Raw genomic sequence first — 18,930 nt, forward strand, 5'->3', positions numbered from 1 at the left:
CACCCGGTGCGAACGGGTCGTTGACTGTCCGGGCGAGGATGCGTTCGTCGAGAGGCCCGAGTTCTCTGCGCAGTTCTCGGCGGGCCCGGGTCCGCAGGGCCCGAACGGCCCGTTCCAGCAGGGTCCTGACGTGGTAGTATCCGCTTCGCAGGTCCGTATCGTCGTATCCGTACCACGCCGCCAGGTCGCGGCGCGGGCGCGTGCCGGCGGGAAAGGCCGGACACCGTCCGGTCGGCCTCGGCTGGCCGGTAATCCGTCACCGCGCAGCCGCGGAAGGAAGTCTGTCCGGTGGACGGGGGCTGGGTACTCCTCGACTCACCGTTGTGACGGCGCGTAGCGTGACAGACCATGAGATCGTTGATCCGCCGCGCGTGGTTCCTCCCGTTGACCGGCGCCCTGGCCGCACTGCTGGCGCTGGTTCTCAGCACGGTCGCGGCACTGTCGCAGTGGCGGACGGCGAGCCGCATCGACGCCGCACCGTTACGGGTGGACGCGACCATCACCGCTGCTGTGGCCATGAAGGGCGGAACGAGGTACACGCTCACCTACCGGGTTGCCGACCGCGACTACAGCACCGACTCCCTCACGCCGCACGGCGTCAGGTCACCGGGCATCGGTGCGACGGTCCCGCTGGAGGTCGCAGCCGACGACCCCGAGGCCTCACGCGTCACCGGCAGCCATTACCCCGACGACGCCCTCCAGCCCACGATGATCCTCGTGGCCACCGCCGCCGTTGCCGGCCTCGCCATCTCCCTGCGCTTCCTCCACACGGCCACCAGACGCAACCGCCCGAGCCCCTGAACCAACCCCGTCCTGGCTGTTCCGCGGCGGCTGCGTGGCCTGTCCCGGCTCGCTTTGTCCCCTGGGGCGGGGGCGCTTGTTCGCTGGTCTGGTCTGCCATCGGTGACCGCCCTGGCTGCCGTGGGCCGGCCCGGTAGGGACGCAGGACAGTCGTGCGCGGGTGGATCGCCTCATGACTGCCCATCCCCGGGTCGCCGATACCAGCGGCCATCAGCCCCGTCAGCGCTGCTGGACCGGAAATTCTTCGGCGTGCTCCCGCCCGGATGACCCCTTGAAGCCATCCACGACAGGAGGATTTCCCGTTTCGCGCGTCGCGCCATCGGGGCCGCCCGGTGCCGCGTGGCCTGCCCGGCTGCGCCCCGACCGACCGGGCCTTGTTCCCGCAGTCCTCCCGCCGTCCCCGGCCGTGCCCCCGTCGTTGTGGCAGGCGTCGGCCGTCCCATCCTGCTGCGCCCCGGGGATGACGTCGTCCCGATCGCTGCTCTCTTCGGCGCCGCCGCCCGCAGCCTGTTGTCGGGGTTCTCTTGTCGGTCGTCGTCACCGCCCCGCCTCGGGGGTGGTGAGAGCCTGTTCGCCGCCCCGGTCTGTCGTCGGTGACCGCCTGCCCCGGTCTGCCCCGCTCGGGCCCGCTCCCGGCCTGGCTGCCGCACTGTCGTCCCCCGGCCGGATGAGGCAAAAAGGGGGGGGCTGCCCGGGGCCGAGCTGTTCGGGCCTGCTGTGCCCGCGTGGTCGTCGTGCCCGTCATGGCCAGGATGGTGGCGAGCCCGGTGTCCCCGCCTGCCCGCCTGCCCGCCCTGCCGCCCCGCTGCCCTGCCGCCCCGCATCGCCGACTGTCGTCGCGGTCGCCTCCTCCCCGCCTCGTGCCCTCGCGGGCCGGGTTGACGGCCCGTCGGCGGGTGGTCGGATTGTTGGTGCGGTCAGGGGCTCGGGGGAGTGTGTTCCGGGCCCCGCCGGGGTGGAAGGCTGGGACGGCCTCGGGGCGCGGTGTCGGTGAGGTGGCGGTGGGCGGCGTGGAGGTGTTCAGCGGCTTGGCGCAGATGGTGGCAGGCCATGGAGGGAGAGACCGCGCTGTAGGGGCGGAGCCATCGTTCGGCGGCGTGGACGCGGGCGAGGGCGGCGGTGAGGGCCTGGTGGGCCGGCCGCATCGAGGGGATCTCGGCGACTTCGTCCGCGGTTCGGGCGAGCAGGACGGCGAGGTCCTCGGTGTCGGGCCACGCGCCGTCGGTGAAGTCGTGGCCCCACAAGGCCAGTCGGGCCGCGCATATCCCGACCCAGGCCTCCAGCCGGTCTTCCCAGGACGGCGGCCTGGCGGGCGGGGACGGGGGCGGGTTCGCAATGATCGGCACCCGAACATGATCCGCCCACGGGCCACGGTTGCGTGGCCGTTTCACCGGAACCTGTTGACGACCTGTTGCACAACCCCACCCGGTACCGCCCAGGGCCGGGAGACGGTCGGGGAACTGTTCCCGGGTGCAGAGGGGGCGGGAGACGGGCCAGGAGTGCTTCCGGCGGCCGCCCGCCCGGGCCGCACAAGGGCCAGGACGAGGTGGTCCCTCCCGTGGGCCGGGGATACGGCCGACGGGCGGCACAAGCACCTCCGCACAGGTACACCCGTCCTGGATCCGTACGGGAGTTCTCCGGCCCTCGGCGTGAACTGGCCTGACAGGCAAGGGCATCCGGTGCGTAGGATCACCTGTCGACCCGACCGCCCCTGCGGACGCACCGCACCGCACCTCGCCGATAGGCGCGCCGCACCCGCAGTGCACCGCAACCGCACCACATCGATCAGCGAGGAACGGGCCCGACGACAAGGCCTGGACCAGACCGTAACGGAGACGCCGGATGGAGACGCCGTGACTTCCGGAAGCCCGCAGCAACACCGCCTGACGCAGGTACCCGAATCCCTTCGGGCCTTCGGCCGCTGGCAGCACGAGGGCGAAGCGGGCCGCCGGTGGCTGGCGGCCCTGCCGGACACCGTCGCCCAATGGTGCGACCGCTGGAACCTGAAGGTCGACGGGCCACCCATGCACGGCTACAACAGCCTCGTCGTGCCGGTCCGCCGGGGCGGCGAGCCACTGGCACTGAAAGTCACGTGGCCCGACCAGCAGATGCAGGAACAGGTACTCGCCCTGCGCCTGTGGAACGGCCACGGCGCGGTCCGCCTGCTCGACACCGACACCACGGCGGGCGTCATGCTGCTGCAACGCCTCGACCACACCCGTCCACTGCGCGACGCGCCACTGACACAGGCCGTCCCCGTGATCGGGACACTGCTACGGCGGCTGGCCATCGAGCCACCCGACGGCCTGCGCACGACGGCAGACATCGCTGCGGGCCACCGACGAGAACTCCCCACCCAGTGGGAGGAACTCGGCCGCCCGATACCCCGACACACACTCGACCACGCACTGGACCTGGCCGAGGAACTGTCCCACGACGACTACACCGTCCTGGTCAACAACGACCTCCACTACGACCAGGTCCTGCGCACCCCCGACGGACACTGGTCGGTCGTCGACCCGCTGATCGTGCGCGGCGTCCTCGAATACCAGGTCGCACCCCTGCTGTGGAGCCGGTTCGACGAACTCGGCCCCTCGCGCGTCCAGTGGTGCATCGACGCCCTGACCGACGCCGCGGACCTCGACCCCGACCGCGCCCGCAAATGGGCACTACTGCGAGCCGTCGAGTACTGGATATGGGGCCTGCGCGCCGGCTTCACCGAGGACCCGGTGCGCTGCGCCCGGATCGTGGAAGCACTCACCTGACCCCCGCCCCGTCGCGCAGGACGGTAACGGTCAGCGTCAGTCGAGACCGGGCGCCGTGAACCGGCAAGCCTGCCGGACGGGCCCGGGGGAGTCCGGGTGCGGTGGTTTGCGTAGGCGGATCGGGGTGAGAAGAGGGCCGGCGGGGGGCCGCCCGTGCCCCGCCCCGCCCGCGCCCCGGTTCGCCACCGCCCCAACTGCTGTGAGGCAGTGGCGAGCCGGGTGAACTGGCCTGGTGACCGGCACGGCGGCCCCTTCGGCTGCCCGGACGCACTGATTCGGTTCAGTGCCGGACTCCAGGAACGCGGGTTGATCATCCATGACGGTGGCGCATCGGGCATCGCGGTCGGCTTCTGCCCTTGGCGCGGACAGGGCCTTCCCGAGTCGCAGCGGGATCGCCGGTCCGGCGAACTGGAGCGTCGCGGGGTCGATCCGTGGGAGGAGGAGGTTCCTGCCGAGTTCCAGCACGGGGGCTGGCTCGCTTCGCTACGTCAGGAGGGACGACAGCCGTTGATCCACTTCTGAAACAGGCCGGGCTGTTGCCGGCGAGCAGGTTCTTGACGCCTTGCCCTAGCCGCAACGGGGTTCGTCGGCGACGGCGAACATGCCGGCCGCGAACGTGCCGGCCGCGACAGGGCCGCGTTCGCACGACAGGGCCGCCTTCGGACGGGAACCGCGTTCGTCGTCGCCACAGGCCCGTTCGACCGGGCTAGCAGTGTTCGGTTTCGTCGTGGATGGTCAGTGCTCCGGCAAGGTCGAGGTCGGCGACAGTGCCGTGTGCCCCGGCGCGGACGAGCAGCACTGCGCCGAGCGCGGTGCTCCAGAACGTCCTGGCCTCCACGTCGAGCGGTCGACGGACCCTCCAGCCGCGACCGTCGACGAGCTGGCTCACGAAGCGCTGGGATTGCCGGAACAGCAACTGGAGGTGCCGGTCGACCACAGGGGCGAGTTCGGGCTTGGAGATCCCGGCGGCGAGTGCTCGCGCGACCGATGGGAGCGAGGGCATGGCCAGTACGGCGCGGGCGATGTTGCGCCGAAACGTCGCCGCATCGGGGGCTTGGCGACCGATGCGCTCGATCCGTCGGGCGTCGTGCAGCAAGCCGAGAAAGGCGGCGTGCACGAGCAGCGAGTCCTTGGAGCCGAAGTGGTAGGTGACCTGGTTGGGGAAGGCGCCTGCCGCGTTCGCGATCTCCGCGACGCTCACCTCGGCGCCGGGCCGCTCCTTGCAGAGCCGTGCGGTTGCCTCGATCAGCTGGCGTCTGGTCGCGCGACCGCGGTCACGCGACCGGGCCGGCGTTGGTCGGGCTTCGGTTCGCTTCTTCTCCACACCCGAATTGTATGTGATACAACTAGGCCCGTTCGCTTGTATCGCATACAAGAAAGGTTGAAGGGCATGCACAGGACTGAAGTCGTCGTCACCGGACTCGGCGCGATCACACCACTCGGCGCAGACGTGGAGTCCACCTGGAAAGCCCTGCTCGCCGGCCGGTCGGGCATCCGCGGCGGCGCCCTGCGCGGCCACAAGGACGCCGGCCTTCCCGACACCGCCGCAGGGACGATGGCGATCGACCCCGCCCAGTCGCTGCCGCCGGCGCAGGCCAGGCGGCTCGACCGCTCACAGCAGGCAGCCTTCACCGCAGCAGCCGAAGCCTGGGCCGACGCCGGCGCCCCGCAGGTCGACCCGGACCGGCTCGCATCAGCGATCGGCACGGGCATCGGGGGCGTCCGAACGCTACTGAAGGAAGACGACGTACTGGAGACGGCCGGGACACGGCGCGTCTCACCACGCACGGTACCGATGCTCATGCCCAACGCGGCAGCGGCGCTGATCAGCATCGAATACGGCGCACGGGCCGGGGCCTACACACCTGTCTCGGCATGCTCCTCCGGCGCCGAGGCGATCGCCCTGGGGGCCAGACTCATCCGTGCCGGCGAGGCGGACGTGGTCATCGCGGGCGGGACCGAGGCCGCGATCACCCCGATCACCGTCGCCGGCTTCGCCCAGGCGCAAGCACTGTCGCGGTACACCGCCGAACCCGCCTCGGCGTCCCGGCCGTTCGCCGCGGACCGCAGCGGATTCGTCCTCAGCGAAGGCGCCGCCGTCGTGGTACTCGAAAGCGCCGAGCATGCCAGCCGCCGACGCGCACACGTCCACGCCGTGCTCGCGGGAGCCGGCATCGCCGCCGACGCCCACCACATCACGGCACCCGCTCCCGACGGCTCCGGCCAGGTCTCCGCCATGCGCAAGGCCCTCGTCCAAGCCGGTTTGACTCCCGAGCAGATCAGCCACATCAACGCCCACGCCACCGGAACCCCGGCCGGCGACACCGCCGAGGCACACGCGATCAGAAAGGTCTTCGGCCGCGCCACCGTCACAGCCCCCAAGGCGGCACTCGGCCACCTCTTCGGCGCGGCCGGTGCGATAGAGGCGCTCATCGCCGTCCTCAGCGTGGAACACGGCGTCATCCCGCCGACCCGCAACCTCACCGCAGCCGGCATCGGACCCGACATCGACCTCGATGTCGCCACAGCACGACGAGACATCCCCCAGGAGGCCGTACTCAGCAACTCATTCGGCTTCGGCGGACAGAACGTCTCACTCATCGTCACCCGCGCACAACACCACACATCCCGCACCGCCTCGACGACACCATGACCCACGCGAACCCACCACTGCCCCCACAGGGCCGCTACCGCGTGATCGAACATTGCAAGACCCGTCCGATCACACATATCACCCGCAGGGACGGGGACTTCCTGAGCAACGGCGCCGAAACGGGTGAACCGGCACCCGCGACACGTCGAACACGGGTTGACTGACCGAAGCTCGACGCCACACCATCAGCCGAACACGACACCGGCCGACGTGGTCACACACATTGAGGAGATGCGGCACGCCCACAAGCGGCCGGCCCCTCGCAACGCCCACGAGCGACGAGATTGTGACCTCGCGCCGCAAAGGCAAGAGCAAGCGCCGCGCAGCCCGGGCCCGTGGTGGGCGCGCTACACGATCCACCTGACGATCCTCGGCGGTGTCTTCCTCGCGGTGTTCCTGACCCGGATCACCGGGACCAGGCAGCGGCCGGTGGGTGCGGCGGGATACGTCCGGTGGGCGGTCGCGGTGGCCGTCGGGTTCGGCCTGGCAGGGACCAGCGCCGACTCGGTGTGGAAGACAACCGAACCCGTCCACGTGTCGGCGACGGAGATCGCGCCGCACTACTACACCGTGAACGAGACGATCGACCTGATGCGCCACCGCCGCAAGCAGCAGGACCAGGTCTGGCCGTGGAACACGTTCGGCCATGTGCGGAGCCTGCCCCACGGATCGGTCATCGCGATCACGGACCAGGGACCGGACATCCGGCTGCCGCTCATCGGCCTCAAGATGGAACGCAAGCTTGTCCAGGTCACGGCCACCGACGACCTCAACGCCCTCTACACCGACCTGCGACGCAGCGGTGCGCAGTACCTCGCGCTCGATCCGTCCAACTGGCGGGACGGCGAGATCGCCAAGGCGGTCAACACGGACCCCGCCCGGTTCCACCTGATCAGCGGGAAAGACCCGGTCCGCGTCTACGCCGTCGGGATCTTCTGCTCGAGCCGTTCATAGGGCGCCTGGCCGCCGAGGGCACCGCGCGGGCGGTGGTAGTCGCCGCAGTCCTCCCGCTCTCGGAGCTTATTACGCCATTCCCCTCGTAGCGTGGAGTCGCGACCAGCGGCGACGTCGAAGGCGTTGTTGGCGCCTCCTGGAATCGGCTCTGCCCGCGCCTCCGTGAAAGCGGTCTGTGGGCGCTACTGCTGCCGCACCTCAGCGTGGGCTCCTGCCTCGAGGAGTTCACGTACGGCGCACCTGTAGCGCCACGATGCCCCGCCAGCCCGCGAGCCTGGTCTCCGTCCCCTCCCCTTCGGTCTTCCCCACCCCCGGCCGGGCGCGCCTGCTGCCCTCCCGCTCCACCGGGTACGGTTGGCTACCGGGCCGCCGTCGCGGCCTGCCGCATCGCCCGGGTGGGCCGCGGAGTGCTCCGCCCCCGCAGGTCGCAGCCCTATTCCCGGGCGGGAGACAGGTCTAGCATTCCCGCCACGGTGGTCCCGCCACAGCACCACCAGGGCGCCGAGCAGAGCAGCAGCGCCGTGACCCCGGCGCTGCTGGCCTCCCACCGGCCGGGCCCGCACGGAACGCACCCCCGAGGTTCCCGGGCGCGGCCGTGCTGCGCCTCGCCGCGACCCGGGGGCCGCCAGGTGGCAGGCGTGCGCTGGAGAGACCGGGTGGTTCAGCCGCCCAGCGCTAGCTAGTCCTGCTGGGCCCCCTCGGAACCACCCTCGCTCGCACCACCGACCTTGCCGCCGACGAAGACCACGCTCAGTGCGAGAGCGGCCGCACCGGCGGCTGCCACCACCTTCATCCCTGTCCCCAGGAACTGCTTGCTCTCGCTGTCCTTCTCAGACACTTGCCGCACGTTCCGGTCGAGACGGTCGTGGAGGGCCTCCCGCTGCTCCCAGCTGAGGTCGTCCCGACCGAGGTCGGCCCGCAGGGCGTCCCGCTGGTCCTGCGAAGCCCGGTAGAAGTGCTCCTGGCTGTTCTCGTTGGCCGCGAGCGTGGACTTGTGGGCCTCCTTGACCGCATCGATGTCGGCCTTGCCCAGGTCCTTGAAGGCGGGGAACTGCTCGATGAGCTTGAGCCGCACCCCGGTGGCCATCTCAGGCATCGCGGCCGCGAACTTGAGCACCTTGTTCTTGGACATGCTCCGCCAGGTCTCGATCCCCAACTTCCGTTTGACCGCTGCCTCGTCCGCGCTGCCCATGCCCTGACTCCGTCCGCCGTCCCCTGACGTCTCCCGGATCCTAGCGGTGCCCATCGCCAGGCAGCGGCGCGGTGCCGGGGGAGCCGGAGTACTGCCGGGCGACCCCGGGCGAGGCCTTGCCGTCCTTGGGGAACCCGGTTGTCGTCCACGGCCGACAACTCGGCCCGCACCGCCCGCCGCGCCAGGCGGGTCCGCATGTCCTCGACCGGCCAGGTCGAGGACAGAAAAGCAGCGTGCAGCGCTGCGCATCCGCTCGGCCAGCACCAGGACGGCGGTGCGCACCTGCTCCACCGACTCGCGCAGCGCACCGGTCAGCTGCCGCGCCCTACAGGTGCGGGCCGCCGACCCCCGCCACCCCGGCCTGCCACGGCGGGTGCCGGGCGTGGACGTCGTACGTCGACCTGGGTGCCAGCGCCTGGCGCCTGTTCTGGACCTACGACCACCTCGACGCCGACGGTCACCAGGGCGACGCCGAGAGGGATGGCACGGTCACCGTGTTGATGGTCGGTCCGCACCTGTAGCGCCAGGACGCCCCGCCGACCCGGGCCCGGCGTGGCGCCGGGCACAGCCGACAGAGAGAAGGGGGACTGGGGATGAGCGCCCAGCCCGCCGAACACGGGCCCGGCGGCGGCCGTCTCGGTCTGCCGCCGATGGACACGCTGCAGGAACTGCGCGCCGCGCTGCGAGCCAGCCACGGCTTCCCCGGCGACGCCGAGCGCCTGGACACCGAGCTCGCCGCCCAGTTGCTGCGCCGCGTGCCGGCTGACCGGCACGACCAGGTCCGAGCATGACGAACGCCCCGCACCAGACCGGTACGGGGCGTCGTGCTGCGAACGTCAGGCGGGGCGGATGTGCTCGGCCTGGGGGCCCTTCTGGCCCTGGGTGACGTCGAAGGTCACCTTCTGGCCCTCCTGGAGCTCACGGAAGCCCTGCGAGTCGATGTTGGAGTAGTGGGCGAAGACGTCCGGGCCGCCGCCGTCCTGCTCGATGAAACCGAAGCCCTTCTCGGCGTTGAACCACTTCACGGTGCCGGTGGCCATGCTGCTGCTCCCTGGTCGGGGACGAGATACGCGCTGGTGCGTACCCCTGGGGTTGAGGTGATCGCCCTGGTCCTCCGACTGCCGGTGCTGCGGTACTTCGGATCCACGACTGCTAACTCAGACGGTACCCACGACAGCAGAGATCATGCAGCTGCTCCCCCGGGCCGGCGCAGGGACGTGTTCTGGCTGCCGTCCTCGCGGACGAAGCCCGTCAGCGCGACGAGCTGCGTGCGTTCCTGGAACAGTGGTGAACCCGGCGCCGACGGGCTGGGACGGCTGGGGCTCATGCCTTCGGCGTGCAAGGCCACCCGGACCTGCGCAACGAGTTCTACGAGCACGTCCAGCAGCGCGGTGCCGTCCTGGACACCGAAGCCCGCTTGCGGGCCACGATCGCCAAGCTGAAGAAGACCGTCGCCGCGAAGAACAAGGAGCTCAGCCAGCTCCGGGTCGACGTTCCCGCCATGGTCCGCGTGGTCAACCAGCTCACTATGGAGAACCAGAGCCTGCGCGACGAACTCACGACCGATGGCCCCAACGTCGTGCCGTTCAAACGGCGCCCGCCCCGGTAGCGAACACCTGGGTCCAGGGAGGCCGAACGCGGTGGGCGCCTTTCGGACGAGGAGAGGTCACGAGCCGAGCCGGCCGAACCCAGGAGCTATCCGCATCGCCTCATCGTGCGACGGACCCGCGAGCGTTACGCCGCCGTCCAGCACCTCCTGCGGCACCGCATCCTGCACACTCGCTGACGACATCACCATCCGTCCATATTCACGCTTCCGGAGGCAGGGCCCAAGTTCACGTCCTACTTCGGTCAGGGGGCCTTGCCGAGGAAGAGAACATTCGGGGCCATCTTTTGGGAACCCCATACCTGTGCGGGCAAGTAACCGCTGGTGTCCATGCCGATGCAGTCGTACGGCTTGAAAATGGAATAATTCTCCCCTTGAGCGCCGTCGAGATATCCGTGGACCAAGCGCCAGCCGAAGTCTCCGACGTCGAGGAGGGTGAACCAGTTGTGGGTGGGTGCCACCTTGGATTGGACCGCTGGCGCGCGATCACCGGCGCCCACCTGGTCGCCGTGGTCCGCGCCGGCGGCAGGTTCGAGAACAGCGCCCTGGTCGAGCGCACCGAGGTGGCGGCGTGACCGAGCTCCTCAGCCCTGGCAGCCACACAGCCGAGGTGGAACTGCAGATCGACCAGGTCACCATCGTGAACTCGGCTGAGGCCATGGCCACGGTGCGCTGCATCCTCGGCCCGGTCCGTCGCGGCGCCCGCTTCGACCACATCCGCGACTCGGCAGAAGCCATCGACCTGGAGCTGACGCAGATCCTCGCCTACTTCGGACGATCCGTCGACGAACTCGACCCCGTCCACACCGGGCTGGCGACTCTCCGGGGCACAGGAGTACAACTCCTGACCTCGGCTGCCCCGCACTCCGGCTGGCAGGCCATCCGGGGAACCAACCCGCGGCCATGACCAAGCCATCCACAGGTATTGACTATTGCTCGGGTTGAGCTCTGCCAACTCAGACGAGAGTTGAGACTCAGGCCCTGGTAGCGGCTGGCGGTGACCCGGCCGCCGTAATCGATGTACATCCCGCTGGGGGAATGGTCCAGGTAGGGTCCGTCAAACTGCCAGGTCAAGGTCGAACCGTCGTTCCAGGTCAGAATCTCGGTGCCCGACCCGAGGGAGTCCGACCCGTGAGGGCCGCCACAGGAGATGCCGGTGAAGCTGCCGGTGAACGAGGTCAGACCCTCGGCGGTGGACCCCGAACAGTTTCCGCCCACCTCGGCGTGGGTGACGACCTCGTCCTTCGGAACGTCATCCAGCCCGGGAAAGAACGTGCCGGTATCGACGCCGTCATCGCATGTCACCCCCGGTTCCGCGGCGTCCGCGCTGGTGGCGGCAGCGGGAAGAGTGAAGGCGACCGTGGCGAGAAGTACCGCAGCGACCGTGGCCCTACGCGCAGCAGGCATGAACGTCCATCCTTCGGGTGAGAGGTGTCGGGCGGCCGGCGCCACCTGCTGCCAGCCACGAAAGCACCGCGCCTACCGGACCACATCCGGCACGAACCATCCGGCCTACCCCCTCCAAGCCCTCCCTGACGTGGGTCTCACCCGGTGAGCACACGCCCGCTCAAAGGACGTCTGGCCCTGCCGGTCGCGGTCCCGGGCTCGCACTGGGCGTTGGCGGAGTCTCGGCGAGCCTGGCCGGTGGCGAACCACTCTGTCCGGCGTCACTGGACCCTGACCGTTCGCCACTGAGCGTTGACGACCGGTAGTTTCCTGCCACTGGAGTTTGGCAGGGTGGGACTCGGCGGCTTGGAGGAGAGGGGACTCGCTATGAAGGCGGTAGATGATGACGAGGCCGCTGCGGCCCTGACGTACCTCGCTGTGATTCAGATTCGCGCTATGGCCCGGCGGCGACAGCCCTTCTACCAGTGGATGGGCGATGACTATGTCGTCTGCATCGGGTGGCTTGCCGACCTCGTGCACAACCTGGCAGGGCCTCGTGGGCGAACGAGGCTGTGGAGGCTCCGCCGGAAGCGGCGCCGCTGTATGGAATACACCTGGGCAGTGGCAGGGGAGACTGGCCGGAAGTGGATCATCGACAGTTTGGAGGCGGAAGGACTCGTGTGGGAACCGCCGTCGGACACGTGCCTCCCACGTGAGCGCGACAACCGCGCGTGAGAGCACGTCGTGCCCCAAACGGGATGCGGTCAAACTCACCCGGGGACGACACCGATGGCGCCAGTCAAGAAATGCCATGATCCCTGAGCTTGGCATCCCCGATCCGTCTCATGAAACCTGGCGAGCTGTTGAGCGGCGCGGAAGAGTGCAGTCGGCAGCCCGCTGACCTGCGGACTGCACTGTTTCGTGCGGTGGGCCGGGTGCCGTCGACCGCGCGGAAGGGCGCAAGCCGATGAGCAAGGTTCGACCCGCGCTGGCGGACGGGCGGTCCGCTGATGAGGCGGAAAGTCCGTTGACCAGCGGAGACGTTGGCGAAAGTCCAGCCGACTGCACTCTTCCGCGCGGCACTGAACTACCTACTGCACTGTTCCCTGCGGTACTGCACTCTTTGGTGCCGCTCGACACGAGCCTCAGCCCAGCACAAGCGCCACCGCCATGATCAGTGAGACTGGGCAGGCACGACCAGGCGACGGGACGCGCCATGCACGGACCCACGGCGCAGGTGAGGGCAGCAGCAGTCACACCCCACGGTCCCGAACCGGATAGAGCCTGACGTGCAAAACCCGCACCTCCCACCACGGATCGTCCGGAGCGGACACCAGCGCGGTCACCAGCTCCCGCTTGTTCGGAGCGGGCAGCACCAACAGACCCAGGTCCTTTGCGGTGCGGGCCTGCACGCACCCCGGGCGCTCCAGCCGGTCGGGGCCGGCCTTCTCCCGCAGCTCCAGCTTCGAGCCCTCCTTACCGCCGATCGAGCCCCGGCACGTCCAGCACGGGCGCAGCGCGGCGTTGGCCGTGCGGACGGCTTCCAGCTGCTCGAAGTCCGTCTGGTCTGTAGACGTCATGGAATCGCCCGATCAGCAGCGGAACGGCATCCTCCGGCTTGTTGCTGCTGACGCTGTGTCATGGCTCAGGGCAAGCCGTACCCCAGCGACCTGTCCGACGCCCGATGGGCCCTGATCGAGCCGACTCTGACGGCCTGGAGAAAGGCCCGGCTCGACCGCAGGCCCACCGGACAGCCGGCGAAAGTCGACCTGCGCGACGTCTTCAACGCGATCCTCTACGTCAACCGAACCGGAATCCCCTGGAAATACCTTCCACACGACTTCCCCAACCACGGCACCGTCTACGCCTACTATGCCGCGTGGCGCGACGAGGGAATCTTCGCCCAGCTGAACTACGATCTCACCGGATTGGCCCGGGTGAAGGAAGGCCGCAAGCCTGAGCCGACTGCCTCGGTGATCGACACCCAGAGTGTGAAGACCTCCACCAATGTGCCCGTGACCAGCCAGGGAACCGACGCCGCGAAGAAGATCGTCGGTCGGAAGCGGGGGATCCTCACTGACACGATCGGCCTGATCCTCGCCGTGGTCGTCACTGCCGCGAGCCTGTCCGAGAACGCCGTGGGAATACAGCTCCTTGATCAGGCCAAGAAGACCTGTCCGAGCATCTCCAAGAGTTGGGTCGACACCGGCTTCAAGAACGCCATGGTCGAGCATGGAGCCGGCCTCGGAATCGACGTCGAAGTCGTCCACCGGAAGTCCGACATCCCTGGATTCCATGTTGCGAAAAGGCGGTTGGTGGTCGAACGGAGTCTCGGGTGGATCATGCTGCGGCGGCGCCTCGCCCGCGACTGCGAGACCCTCCCGGCCAGCTCCGAGGCCATGATCCACGTCGCCTCGATCGACAACCTCACCAAGCGCATAGCGGACGAAAGCACACCAACCTGGCGAGGAACCTACTAGGGCATAAGGTGCAATTAGCCCACACTAAACGCCCACTGAGGCCCGATCCGGTGTGCCGCCCGGAGACTACCGTCGTGCGGGTTCGCGCCGCCGTCTCCACCGCGTCGGCCCGCTGAATCCGGCGGCGGAACCGGAGAGCAGAACCTCCTCCGAGTCCCTGCGCCTGCCAGGGCAATCCCTGGACTGAAGGCCTGGAGGCCGTCACCCCGCGGGGTGACGGCCTCCAGTGCCTTCTTGGGGCCTTGGCAGGTTAACGCGCGCCTCGGACAGCAGCCCCGTCCGCGCGTCTTCTGGCTCCTGCCTCACGGCCGTGACCAGTAATCCGGCGGCCTCTCGGCCGTCCGCGCCAGCGATCGGCGCGAGGCAGGTTCGGGCGGCGAGGCGGCGGCCCGTCAGAGGGGAATGATGCGGGTGAGGTGTACGAGGTGGCTGTGAGTGTCGATGACGTACTCGGCCAGGCCGCGGCCGTGGGGGATCGGGAGTCGACGCCAGTCGCCGGCGCTGTCGCGGGCGCTGCTCTCCGGCAGCCATGGGTTCTCGGCGATCGCGACGATCGCGGAGAACAGGTCGACCGGCAGGCCGGGATCGGACAGGGCGTCCTGGACGGCTTCGGACGGCAGGACCGGCCACAGGCCGTCCGGCTCTTCGTCACTCACCCGGCAGGTCCCCGCCCCGCTCACGGCGCAGCCGTAGGACGTCGGCCATGGTGGTGGTGGGCAGGGTGGCGTTGCGGGCGGCGGCGATGATGCGGTCCTGGTCGGGGTCGGTGTCCATTTCGGCCTCGCACCACCAGCGGTTGAGGACCTGCTCGGCCTGGTCGATGGGGGCCTGGCCGAGTTCGCGGTAGAACTCAATCCGGCGCCCGCCCTGCAGGGGGGCGGTGATGCCGTCGGGGATGCGCGGCACTCGGGGCTGCGGTGGGTGGTGGTGGTACATGGGTTGGAGGCTCATTGGGTTCCTCCTGCCTCTGCCTCTCGGCACCACGGTATCGGGTGCCGGCCGGTCGCAGGGCCGCGCCCGCCATGGTCACTCCCGATCTCCACCGGCTGCGTCCGGGAGTTGGCTGGTCCTGCGAGACTGTCATCATGACCGCCAACCGCCGCAGCCTCGGGCTGCCCGCATTCTCCGAGCCCGCCGCCGACGCTCCCGCGCCTGCCCAGTCCGGCGGGCGCCAGCTGCTGCCAGTGGAGCAGGGCGCGGACTTCCGCCAGCCGCCTGGCGAGACCGCGCCAGCGCCCGCCCCGGCGCGGCGCCCGCTCGCCGCCGGCCTGACCTTCTCCGACCCGGACCGGCAGATTTGACCCGCTCCGACCATTCCACACAGCTCTGACCTGCGCAGGTTTCATAAACCGGACCAAGGACGAGCCGCCTCGAAGCGGTCGCGAATCTATCCAAGGTTGTCGTTCCGGTGACGAGCCAGGGGTGGCGTCCCACACCGGGTTGTCGCTGAGCGCGGTTCGTCCCGCGTGAGCTTGTCGTCCGGGATAGCTACGCTTCCGGTCATGTGGAGACAAGTCGCCCGTGACGTGTTCCCCGACGCCGATTTCAGGGATCCCACCGACGAGGCAGTCCTCGCCGAGGCGGAGCGGAAGCTCGGGGAGGAGCTGCCGGCCGGGCTAAAGCAGTTGTTGCTGGAGAGCAACGGGATCGTCGGGCAGACCGGCGTGGACACCGTCTGGAGCATCGAGCAGATCGTCGAGCAGAACATCTGCTTCCGGTCGGACGGCTCCTTCGCCCAGCTGTACATGCCGTTCGACGCCCTTCTGTTCTTCGGGGACAACGGTGGCGGCGACCAGTTCGCCTTCGTGCGGACGCCACGGAGGCCGGACGTCTTCGTCTGGGAACACGAGACCGACAGCCGCCGCTGGGCGGCCCGTGACCTGCGGGACTACCTTGGACGCTCACTCGCCGAGGGTGGAGACGCCTGGTATCAGTAGTCCCATGCCCGGGTGCCCGCAGACCGGCCGGGAAGGAGGGGGAAAATCGTCTGCATGACGCCGCTTGCTTCCGCCGACAGCCGTTCCGGGTAACCGGCCGCCCGCCTTCCGCGCTCCCTCGGGGAACTGGAAGGGTCGACGGCCGGCCGGGTGGAGCTTCCGCTGCACCTCGCATGGTCGGGCCTTCGCACCTTCGACCTGGAACAGCCGCGGCAGCGAATGGGCCTGTACCGGATCGTGCTGAACGAGGGCATGCGAGAGGACCTTCCACAGCTCCTGGACGCCGGCCTCCTCGTGGCACAGTGGCCGGTGCTGAGGACACTGGTCGGCCCCGCCGTCCGCACGGTGTGGGAGACCGCCTTCACCGAGCTCGCGATCGCAGCCCGCCCCGCCGCGGCGTGAGACTGACCCCGCTCCACCGGCGCCTACTGGCCGACGTCCTCGCCGTCGGCGCCCCCTACCAGCTTGTGCTGACCGACGGCTACGCCGTCCAGGCCCACGGACTGGCCGACCGGCTCAGCCAGGACCTGGACGTCGCGACCGAGCACCCGGCCGCGATGAAAGAGATCGCCGAAGCACTCACCGCAGGCCTGACCGAGCGGGGATGGCAGGTCCACGAGGTCGAGGTCGTCCCCCTGTCGGGCCGCCTGGTCGTCACCGACCCCGAGACCGGCGAGAGCTGCGAGGTCGACGTCCTCAAGGAACACCTCTGGAAGCCCGCCGTCCAACTGGAGTTCGGCCCCGTCCTGCGCGTCGACGTCGTCGTCGGCACCAAGATGCGCGCCCTCGCCGACCGCGGCTACGCCCGTGACCTGATCGACGTCCAGGCCGCCGCCCGCTGGTTCAGCCACCGGGACCTGGAAGACCTCGGACGCCGCCACGCCCGCGACACCTTCGACCTGGCCGAACTGCGTGACCGCCTGGCCGACGCGGACTGGATCGACGACGCCGAGTTCGCCGCGTACGGCCTCGACGGCGACGCGATCGCCGGCCTGCGGACGTGGGCGCAGGAGTGGGTTGGTGACCTGGACCGGCGCCTGGCCGCTGAAGGGGACTACGAGGACGGCTGACAAGGCCGCTTCCCTGGGTGCGGCCCCGGACGGCTACGGTGCCCGGGGCCGGGGCCTCCTCGCGTCGGGGCCGGTGTTCACTCGAGGCCAGGCCGCTACGTCAGGTGGTCGCTCCAGCCGGGGTGGCCGTTGACGCACCGACCCGAATCAGCCGCCGCCGGGCGTCGGCGTGCCGGAGGTGCCTCCGGTGGCGTAGATGTGCCAGTCGCCCGGGCCCGACACACCGCAGAAACCGCCGTTGCTGACTTGGGCCCAGGCCACGACGCTCCAGGTGTCCGGGTCGTGGCTGTGGATGTTGGCTCCGTAGGGAGCCTGGCCGCCGGCAGCCCCGGAGAAAAACCCCTACAGGCCGCCATCGCCGACTACGCTGACATGGCCCTCCAGACCCTGCTCGCCGCCGCCCACGGCGTCCACGACGGCCTGCCCGCCGACCAACTGGACGACGCCGTCACCCGCATGCGGACCGACACCGGCACCCGAATGGCCAAACTCCTCGCCCAGACACTGCGCCTGTGGTCCGAGCGCCCGGCGGACCTGCAGACGATCGACGACATGGCCCACGTGCTGATCAGCGCACTCCTCGTCCTCACCGCCGACGGCGACCAGGAGAACGTGCTGCCGCTGCTCGCGCAACTGCGGGTCGGCGCGCTGGCCTCGGGAACCTGACACGGGAACGGTCGGCTCCGTTCAGCCGCACGGCCGCGCGCCGTCCGCTGTACGGCCCCGGTGCCGCGCTGTACGACAGTGTGATGACCACGGGGGGAGCGCAGACCGACTGGCGACAGGCCGAGGCCCCTCGCGCTCGAATCGGACGCAGTTGGTTAATCCGGGGGCCTGACTACTTCGCCCCGTCGAGCGGTTGCTCGGCGGGGCGAAGTGCTGCGAAGGGTCCCCGTTACGCATTGCAGCCGATCCCGCACCCTACCCGAGGTAGGTCCGCTGCCGCCGACGGATCATCCCGGATGTCCGGGACGGCAGTGGTCTACGTGGCTCGGTCGAGGAGGACCGCCGCTAGCGGGCCTGACCGCAGTGGCCCGTGCCCTCGCGGGGCACGGGCCACCACCTGGACATCAGTCCTGGAACTGCGGGCGGGCCTTCGTGGGTTGCGGCGCCGCAGGCCCCGGAGCCCCTCGATTCTCCGACGCACCCTCACACGCCCCGGCGCGCCGTCGTTCGGCCGTTTATGCCGCGTATATCTCCGCCTGGTTCGATGCCGGTCGGCGAACGGCGTCCCGCGGGAGCCGGTCCAGTTCCCGCGATGTGAGGACGGCATGCTCGAGCACCACAGCCCACCACGGCCGGTACGAAACCCGGTGAAACCACCGTTCCTCACTCGGCCTCGGGCATCGGGTGTGACGGGCGTACTGATCCTGGCCCTGCTCGCCACGCTGGTGCAGTTCCTCCCGGTGCTCACCTCGTCGGCGTCCGCCGCAGTGGCCGACCACTCGGTGGCGACCTGGAACATGCAGCGGAAGAAGAAGAACTGGCAGACCGCGCTGACCTACCTCCTCCCGGGGCGCGAGGCGGTGGCCCTCCAGGAGGTGCCGGACACCGTCACCGCACCGAGGGGCTACGACCTCTACTCGCCGGTGCCCAACGACCCGGTCGACATCGGGACCTTCAGGCGATCCGGAGGGGCGAAGAACAACACGTACTCCGTGTACAAGCACGAGTGGACGGTCACGGGCCGTCCCGCCCCGGACGCGGACACCGTCTACATCTACTACCTCAACACCAACAGCACCGGCACGAACATCGCGTTCATGACCCACGCGAACCTGGACGTCCGCGACGGGCAGGGGCAGGTCGACGTCATCGGCTGGCGGGACGACTTCGACGTTCCCGGCAAGTATCCGAAGCCCATGCTGGGGCTCAAGCTCGGTGACACCTGGTTCTACAGCGCGCACATGCTCACGGACGGTGGCGACGATGCCGTCGACCAGCTCACGGCGGTCGACGCGGCGAGGCCGGGGCAGAAGTGGGCGGTCATGGGCGATTTCAACCGCAAGCCGGCGACTCTGGCCGGGGCGCTCGCGGCGCACCCCGGGTAGCGCGCGATAAGGAGCCGTCAGGACACCCGGCCGAC

At 69.7% G+C, this 18,930-nt stretch carries 24 protein-coding genes; 15 read left to right on the forward strand and 9 right to left on the reverse strand.

The genetic code is table 11. The features are described from left to right. Positions 1-348: 348 nt before the first annotated feature. The gene (locus tag AB0P03_RS37270) at positions 349-801 is read left to right on the forward strand and encodes a hypothetical protein (RefSeq protein WP_363586069.1); all 453 of its coding nucleotides are present in this window, start codon (positions 349-351) and stop codon (positions 799-801) included. 917 nt (positions 802-1,718) lie between these two features. On the opposite strand, the gene AB0P03_RS37275 is transcribed toward AB0P03_RS37270, so the two are convergent. Next, a complete protein-coding gene (locus AB0P03_RS37275; protein WP_363633119.1) occupies positions 1,719-2,147 on the reverse strand; it encodes a hypothetical protein in 429 nt (142 codons plus the stop codon). Positions 2,148-2,654: 507 nt separating this feature from the next. On the opposite strand from AB0P03_RS37275, the gene AB0P03_RS37280 reads away from it, so the two are divergent. After that, the gene (locus AB0P03_RS37280) at positions 2,655-3,566 is read left to right on the forward strand and encodes an aminoglycoside phosphotransferase family protein (RefSeq protein WP_363633121.1); all 912 of its coding nucleotides are present in this window, start codon (positions 2,655-2,657) and stop codon (positions 3,564-3,566) included. A gap of 306 nt (positions 3,567-3,872) precedes the next feature. Then, positions 3,873-4,088 carry a hypothetical protein gene (locus AB0P03_RS37285; RefSeq protein ID WP_363586072.1) on the forward strand — a complete coding sequence of 72 codons (216 nt, stop codon included), beginning with the start codon at positions 3,873-3,875 and terminating at the stop codon, positions 4,086-4,088. A gap of 184 nt (positions 4,089-4,272) precedes the next feature. On the opposite strand, the gene AB0P03_RS37290 is transcribed toward AB0P03_RS37285, so the two are convergent. Further along, positions 4,273-4,890, reverse strand: a complete 618-nt coding sequence (locus tag AB0P03_RS37290; protein ID WP_363633123.1) for a TetR/AcrR family transcriptional regulator C-terminal domain-containing protein — start codon at positions 4,888-4,890, stop codon at positions 4,273-4,275. A 66-nt stretch (positions 4,891-4,956) separates the two neighbouring features. Here AB0P03_RS37290 and AB0P03_RS37295 point away from each other — a divergent pair, with 66 nt between their 5' ends. Both AB0P03_RS37295 and AB0P03_RS37300 read left to right on the forward strand, forming a co-directional pair. Continuing rightward, a complete protein-coding gene (locus AB0P03_RS37295; protein ID WP_363633125.1) occupies positions 4,957-6,219 on the forward strand; it encodes a beta-ketoacyl-[acyl-carrier-protein] synthase family protein in 1,263 nt (420 codons plus the stop codon). Positions 6,220-6,429: 210 nt separating this feature from the next. After that, positions 6,430-7,173, forward strand: a complete 744-nt coding sequence (locus tag AB0P03_RS37300) for a hypothetical protein (protein WP_363633127.1) — start codon at positions 6,430-6,432, stop codon at positions 7,171-7,173. Positions 7,174-7,852: 679 nt separating this feature from the next. On the opposite strand, the gene AB0P03_RS37305 is transcribed toward AB0P03_RS37300, so the two are convergent. Further along, positions 7,853-8,365: a hypothetical protein gene (locus AB0P03_RS37305; RefSeq protein WP_363586076.1), complete on the reverse strand. Its 513-nt coding sequence runs from the start codon at positions 8,363-8,365 to the stop codon at positions 7,853-7,855. Positions 8,366-8,958: 593 nt separating this feature from the next. Between AB0P03_RS37305 and AB0P03_RS37310 the strand changes: the two genes are divergently transcribed. Then, positions 8,959-9,156: a hypothetical protein gene (locus AB0P03_RS37310; RefSeq protein WP_363633129.1), complete on the forward strand. Its 198-nt coding sequence runs from the start codon at positions 8,959-8,961 to the stop codon at positions 9,154-9,156. Between the two features lie 45 nt (positions 9,157-9,201). Here AB0P03_RS37310 and AB0P03_RS37315 read toward each other — a convergent pair whose 3' ends face one another. Both AB0P03_RS37315 and AB0P03_RS37320 read right to left on the reverse strand, forming a co-directional pair. Further along, positions 9,202-9,405: a cold-shock protein gene (locus tag AB0P03_RS37315; protein ID WP_363586077.1), complete on the reverse strand. Its 204-nt coding sequence runs from the start codon at positions 9,403-9,405 to the stop codon at positions 9,202-9,204. 143 nt (positions 9,406-9,548) lie between these two features. Next, positions 9,549-9,692: a hypothetical protein gene (locus AB0P03_RS37320; RefSeq protein ID WP_363633131.1), complete on the reverse strand. Its 144-nt coding sequence runs from the start codon at positions 9,690-9,692 to the stop codon at positions 9,549-9,551. A gap of 9 nt (positions 9,693-9,701) precedes the next feature. Here AB0P03_RS37320 and AB0P03_RS37325 point away from each other — a divergent pair, with 9 nt between their 5' ends. Further along, positions 9,702-9,974 carry a hypothetical protein gene (locus AB0P03_RS37325; protein ID WP_363633133.1) on the forward strand — a complete coding sequence of 91 codons (273 nt, stop codon included), beginning with the start codon at positions 9,702-9,704 and terminating at the stop codon, positions 9,972-9,974. A gap of 242 nt (positions 9,975-10,216) precedes the next feature. Here AB0P03_RS37325 and AB0P03_RS37330 read toward each other — a convergent pair whose 3' ends face one another. Beyond that, on the reverse strand, positions 10,217-10,432 hold the full coding sequence (locus AB0P03_RS37330; RefSeq protein ID WP_363633135.1) for a hypothetical protein: 216 nt from the start codon (positions 10,430-10,432) through the stop codon (positions 10,217-10,219). 110 nt (positions 10,433-10,542) lie between these two features. Here AB0P03_RS37330 and AB0P03_RS37335 point away from each other — a divergent pair, with 110 nt between their 5' ends. Beyond that, positions 10,543-10,878, forward strand: a complete 336-nt coding sequence (locus AB0P03_RS37335; RefSeq protein ID WP_363586080.1) for a hypothetical protein — start codon at positions 10,543-10,545, stop codon at positions 10,876-10,878. Positions 10,879-12,610: 1,732 nt separating this feature from the next. Here AB0P03_RS37335 and AB0P03_RS37340 read toward each other — a convergent pair. Then, positions 12,611-12,937 (reverse strand): hypothetical protein, encoded by a 327-nt coding sequence (locus AB0P03_RS37340; protein ID WP_363633136.1) that lies wholly within the window; start codon positions 12,935-12,937, stop codon positions 12,611-12,613. Between the two features lie 60 nt (positions 12,938-12,997). Between AB0P03_RS37340 and AB0P03_RS37345 the strand changes: the two genes are divergently transcribed. Beyond that, positions 12,998-13,837 carry an IS5 family transposase gene (locus tag AB0P03_RS37345; protein WP_363633138.1) on the forward strand — a complete coding sequence of 280 codons (840 nt, stop codon included), beginning with the start codon at positions 12,998-13,000 and terminating at the stop codon, positions 13,835-13,837. A 392-nt stretch (positions 13,838-14,229) separates the two neighbouring features. Here the strand turns inward: AB0P03_RS37345 and AB0P03_RS37350 are convergent, their stop codons facing one another. Together AB0P03_RS37350 and AB0P03_RS37355 are read right to left on the reverse strand one after the other, a co-directional pair. Further along, a complete protein-coding gene (locus tag AB0P03_RS37350; RefSeq protein WP_363633140.1) occupies positions 14,230-14,493 on the reverse strand; it encodes a hypothetical protein in 264 nt (87 codons plus the stop codon). Next, positions 14,486-14,788, reverse strand: a complete 303-nt coding sequence (locus tag AB0P03_RS37355; protein WP_363633141.1) for a hypothetical protein — start codon at positions 14,786-14,788, stop codon at positions 14,486-14,488. The genes AB0P03_RS37350 and AB0P03_RS37355 overlap by 8 nt, the downstream gene beginning before the upstream one ends. Before the next feature lie 134 nt (positions 14,789-14,922). Between AB0P03_RS37355 and AB0P03_RS37360 the strand changes: the two genes are divergently transcribed. The 6 genes from AB0P03_RS37360 (at position 14,923) to AB0P03_RS37385 (ending at position 18,895) form a co-directional block, all read left to right on the forward strand. Continuing rightward, positions 14,923-15,138, forward strand: coding sequence for a hypothetical protein (locus AB0P03_RS37360; RefSeq protein WP_363586085.1), 216 nt, complete (start codon positions 14,923-14,925; stop codon positions 15,136-15,138). A 201-nt stretch (positions 15,139-15,339) separates the two neighbouring features. Then, a complete protein-coding gene (locus tag AB0P03_RS37365; protein ID WP_363633143.1) occupies positions 15,340-15,774 on the forward strand; it encodes an SMI1/KNR4 family protein in 435 nt (144 codons plus the stop codon). Between the two features lie 150 nt (positions 15,775-15,924). Beyond that, positions 15,925-16,176 carry a transcriptional regulator gene (locus AB0P03_RS37370; RefSeq protein ID WP_363633145.1) on the forward strand — a complete coding sequence of 84 codons (252 nt, stop codon included), beginning with the start codon at positions 15,925-15,927 and terminating at the stop codon, positions 16,174-16,176. Next, positions 16,173-16,844: a nucleotidyl transferase AbiEii/AbiGii toxin family protein gene (locus AB0P03_RS37375; RefSeq protein ID WP_363633147.1), complete on the forward strand. Its 672-nt coding sequence runs from the start codon at positions 16,173-16,175 to the stop codon at positions 16,842-16,844. The genes AB0P03_RS37370 and AB0P03_RS37375 overlap by 4 nt, the downstream gene beginning before the upstream one ends. A gap of 282 nt (positions 16,845-17,126) precedes the next feature. Then, entirely contained in the window at positions 17,127-17,510 is a 384-nt protein-coding gene (locus AB0P03_RS37380; protein ID WP_363633149.1) for a hypothetical protein, read from the forward strand. A 686-nt stretch (positions 17,511-18,196) separates the two neighbouring features. Continuing rightward, positions 18,197-18,895, forward strand: a complete 699-nt coding sequence (locus AB0P03_RS37385; protein ID WP_363633151.1) for a hypothetical protein — start codon at positions 18,197-18,199, stop codon at positions 18,893-18,895. The last annotated feature ends 35 nt before the right edge of the window (positions 18,896-18,930 follow it).

The sequence above is a fragment of the Kitasatospora sp. NPDC088779 genome (genome assembly GCF_040685395.1).
Lineage (GTDB): Bacteria > Actinomycetota > Actinomycetes > Streptomycetales > Streptomycetaceae > Kitasatospora.

What these genes read in the sequence shown, in the direction of transcription:
- AB0P03_RS37270 (WP_363586069.1), top strand. Translation starts at nt 349, where the DNA reads ATGAGATCGTTGATCCGCCGCGCGTGGTTCCTCCCGTTGACCGGCGCC.
- AB0P03_RS37295 (WP_363633125.1), top strand. Translation starts at nt 4,957, where the DNA reads ATGCACAGGACTGAAGTCGTCGTCACCGGACTCGGCGCGATCACACCA.
- AB0P03_RS37305 (WP_363586076.1), bottom strand. Translation starts at nt 8,365, where the DNA reads ATGGGCAGCGCGGACGAGGCAGCGGTCAAACGGAAGTTGGGGATCGAG.
- AB0P03_RS37310 (WP_363633129.1), top strand. Translation starts at nt 8,959, where the DNA reads ATGAGCGCCCAGCCCGCCGAACACGGGCCCGGCGGCGGCCGTCTCGGT.
- AB0P03_RS37315 (WP_363586077.1), bottom strand. Translation starts at nt 9,405, where the DNA reads ATGGCCACCGGCACCGTGAAGTGGTTCAACGCCGAGAAGGGCTTCGGT.
- AB0P03_RS37320 (WP_363633131.1), bottom strand. Translation starts at nt 9,692, where the DNA reads ATGAGCCCCAGCCGTCCCAGCCCGTCGGCGCCGGGTTCACCACTGTTC.
- AB0P03_RS37340 (WP_363633136.1), bottom strand. Translation starts at nt 12,937, where the DNA reads ATGACGTCTACAGACCAGACGGACTTCGAGCAGCTGGAAGCCGTCCGC.
- AB0P03_RS37345 (WP_363633138.1), top strand. Translation starts at nt 12,998, where the DNA reads ATGGCTCAGGGCAAGCCGTACCCCAGCGACCTGTCCGACGCCCGATGG.
- AB0P03_RS37355 (WP_363633141.1), bottom strand. Translation starts at nt 14,788, where the DNA reads ATGAGCCTCCAACCCATGTACCACCACCACCCACCGCAGCCCCGAGTG.
- AB0P03_RS37360 (WP_363586085.1), top strand. Translation starts at nt 14,923, where the DNA reads ATGACCGCCAACCGCCGCAGCCTCGGGCTGCCCGCATTCTCCGAGCCC.
- AB0P03_RS37365 (WP_363633143.1), top strand. Translation starts at nt 15,340, where the DNA reads ATGTGGAGACAAGTCGCCCGTGACGTGTTCCCCGACGCCGATTTCAGG.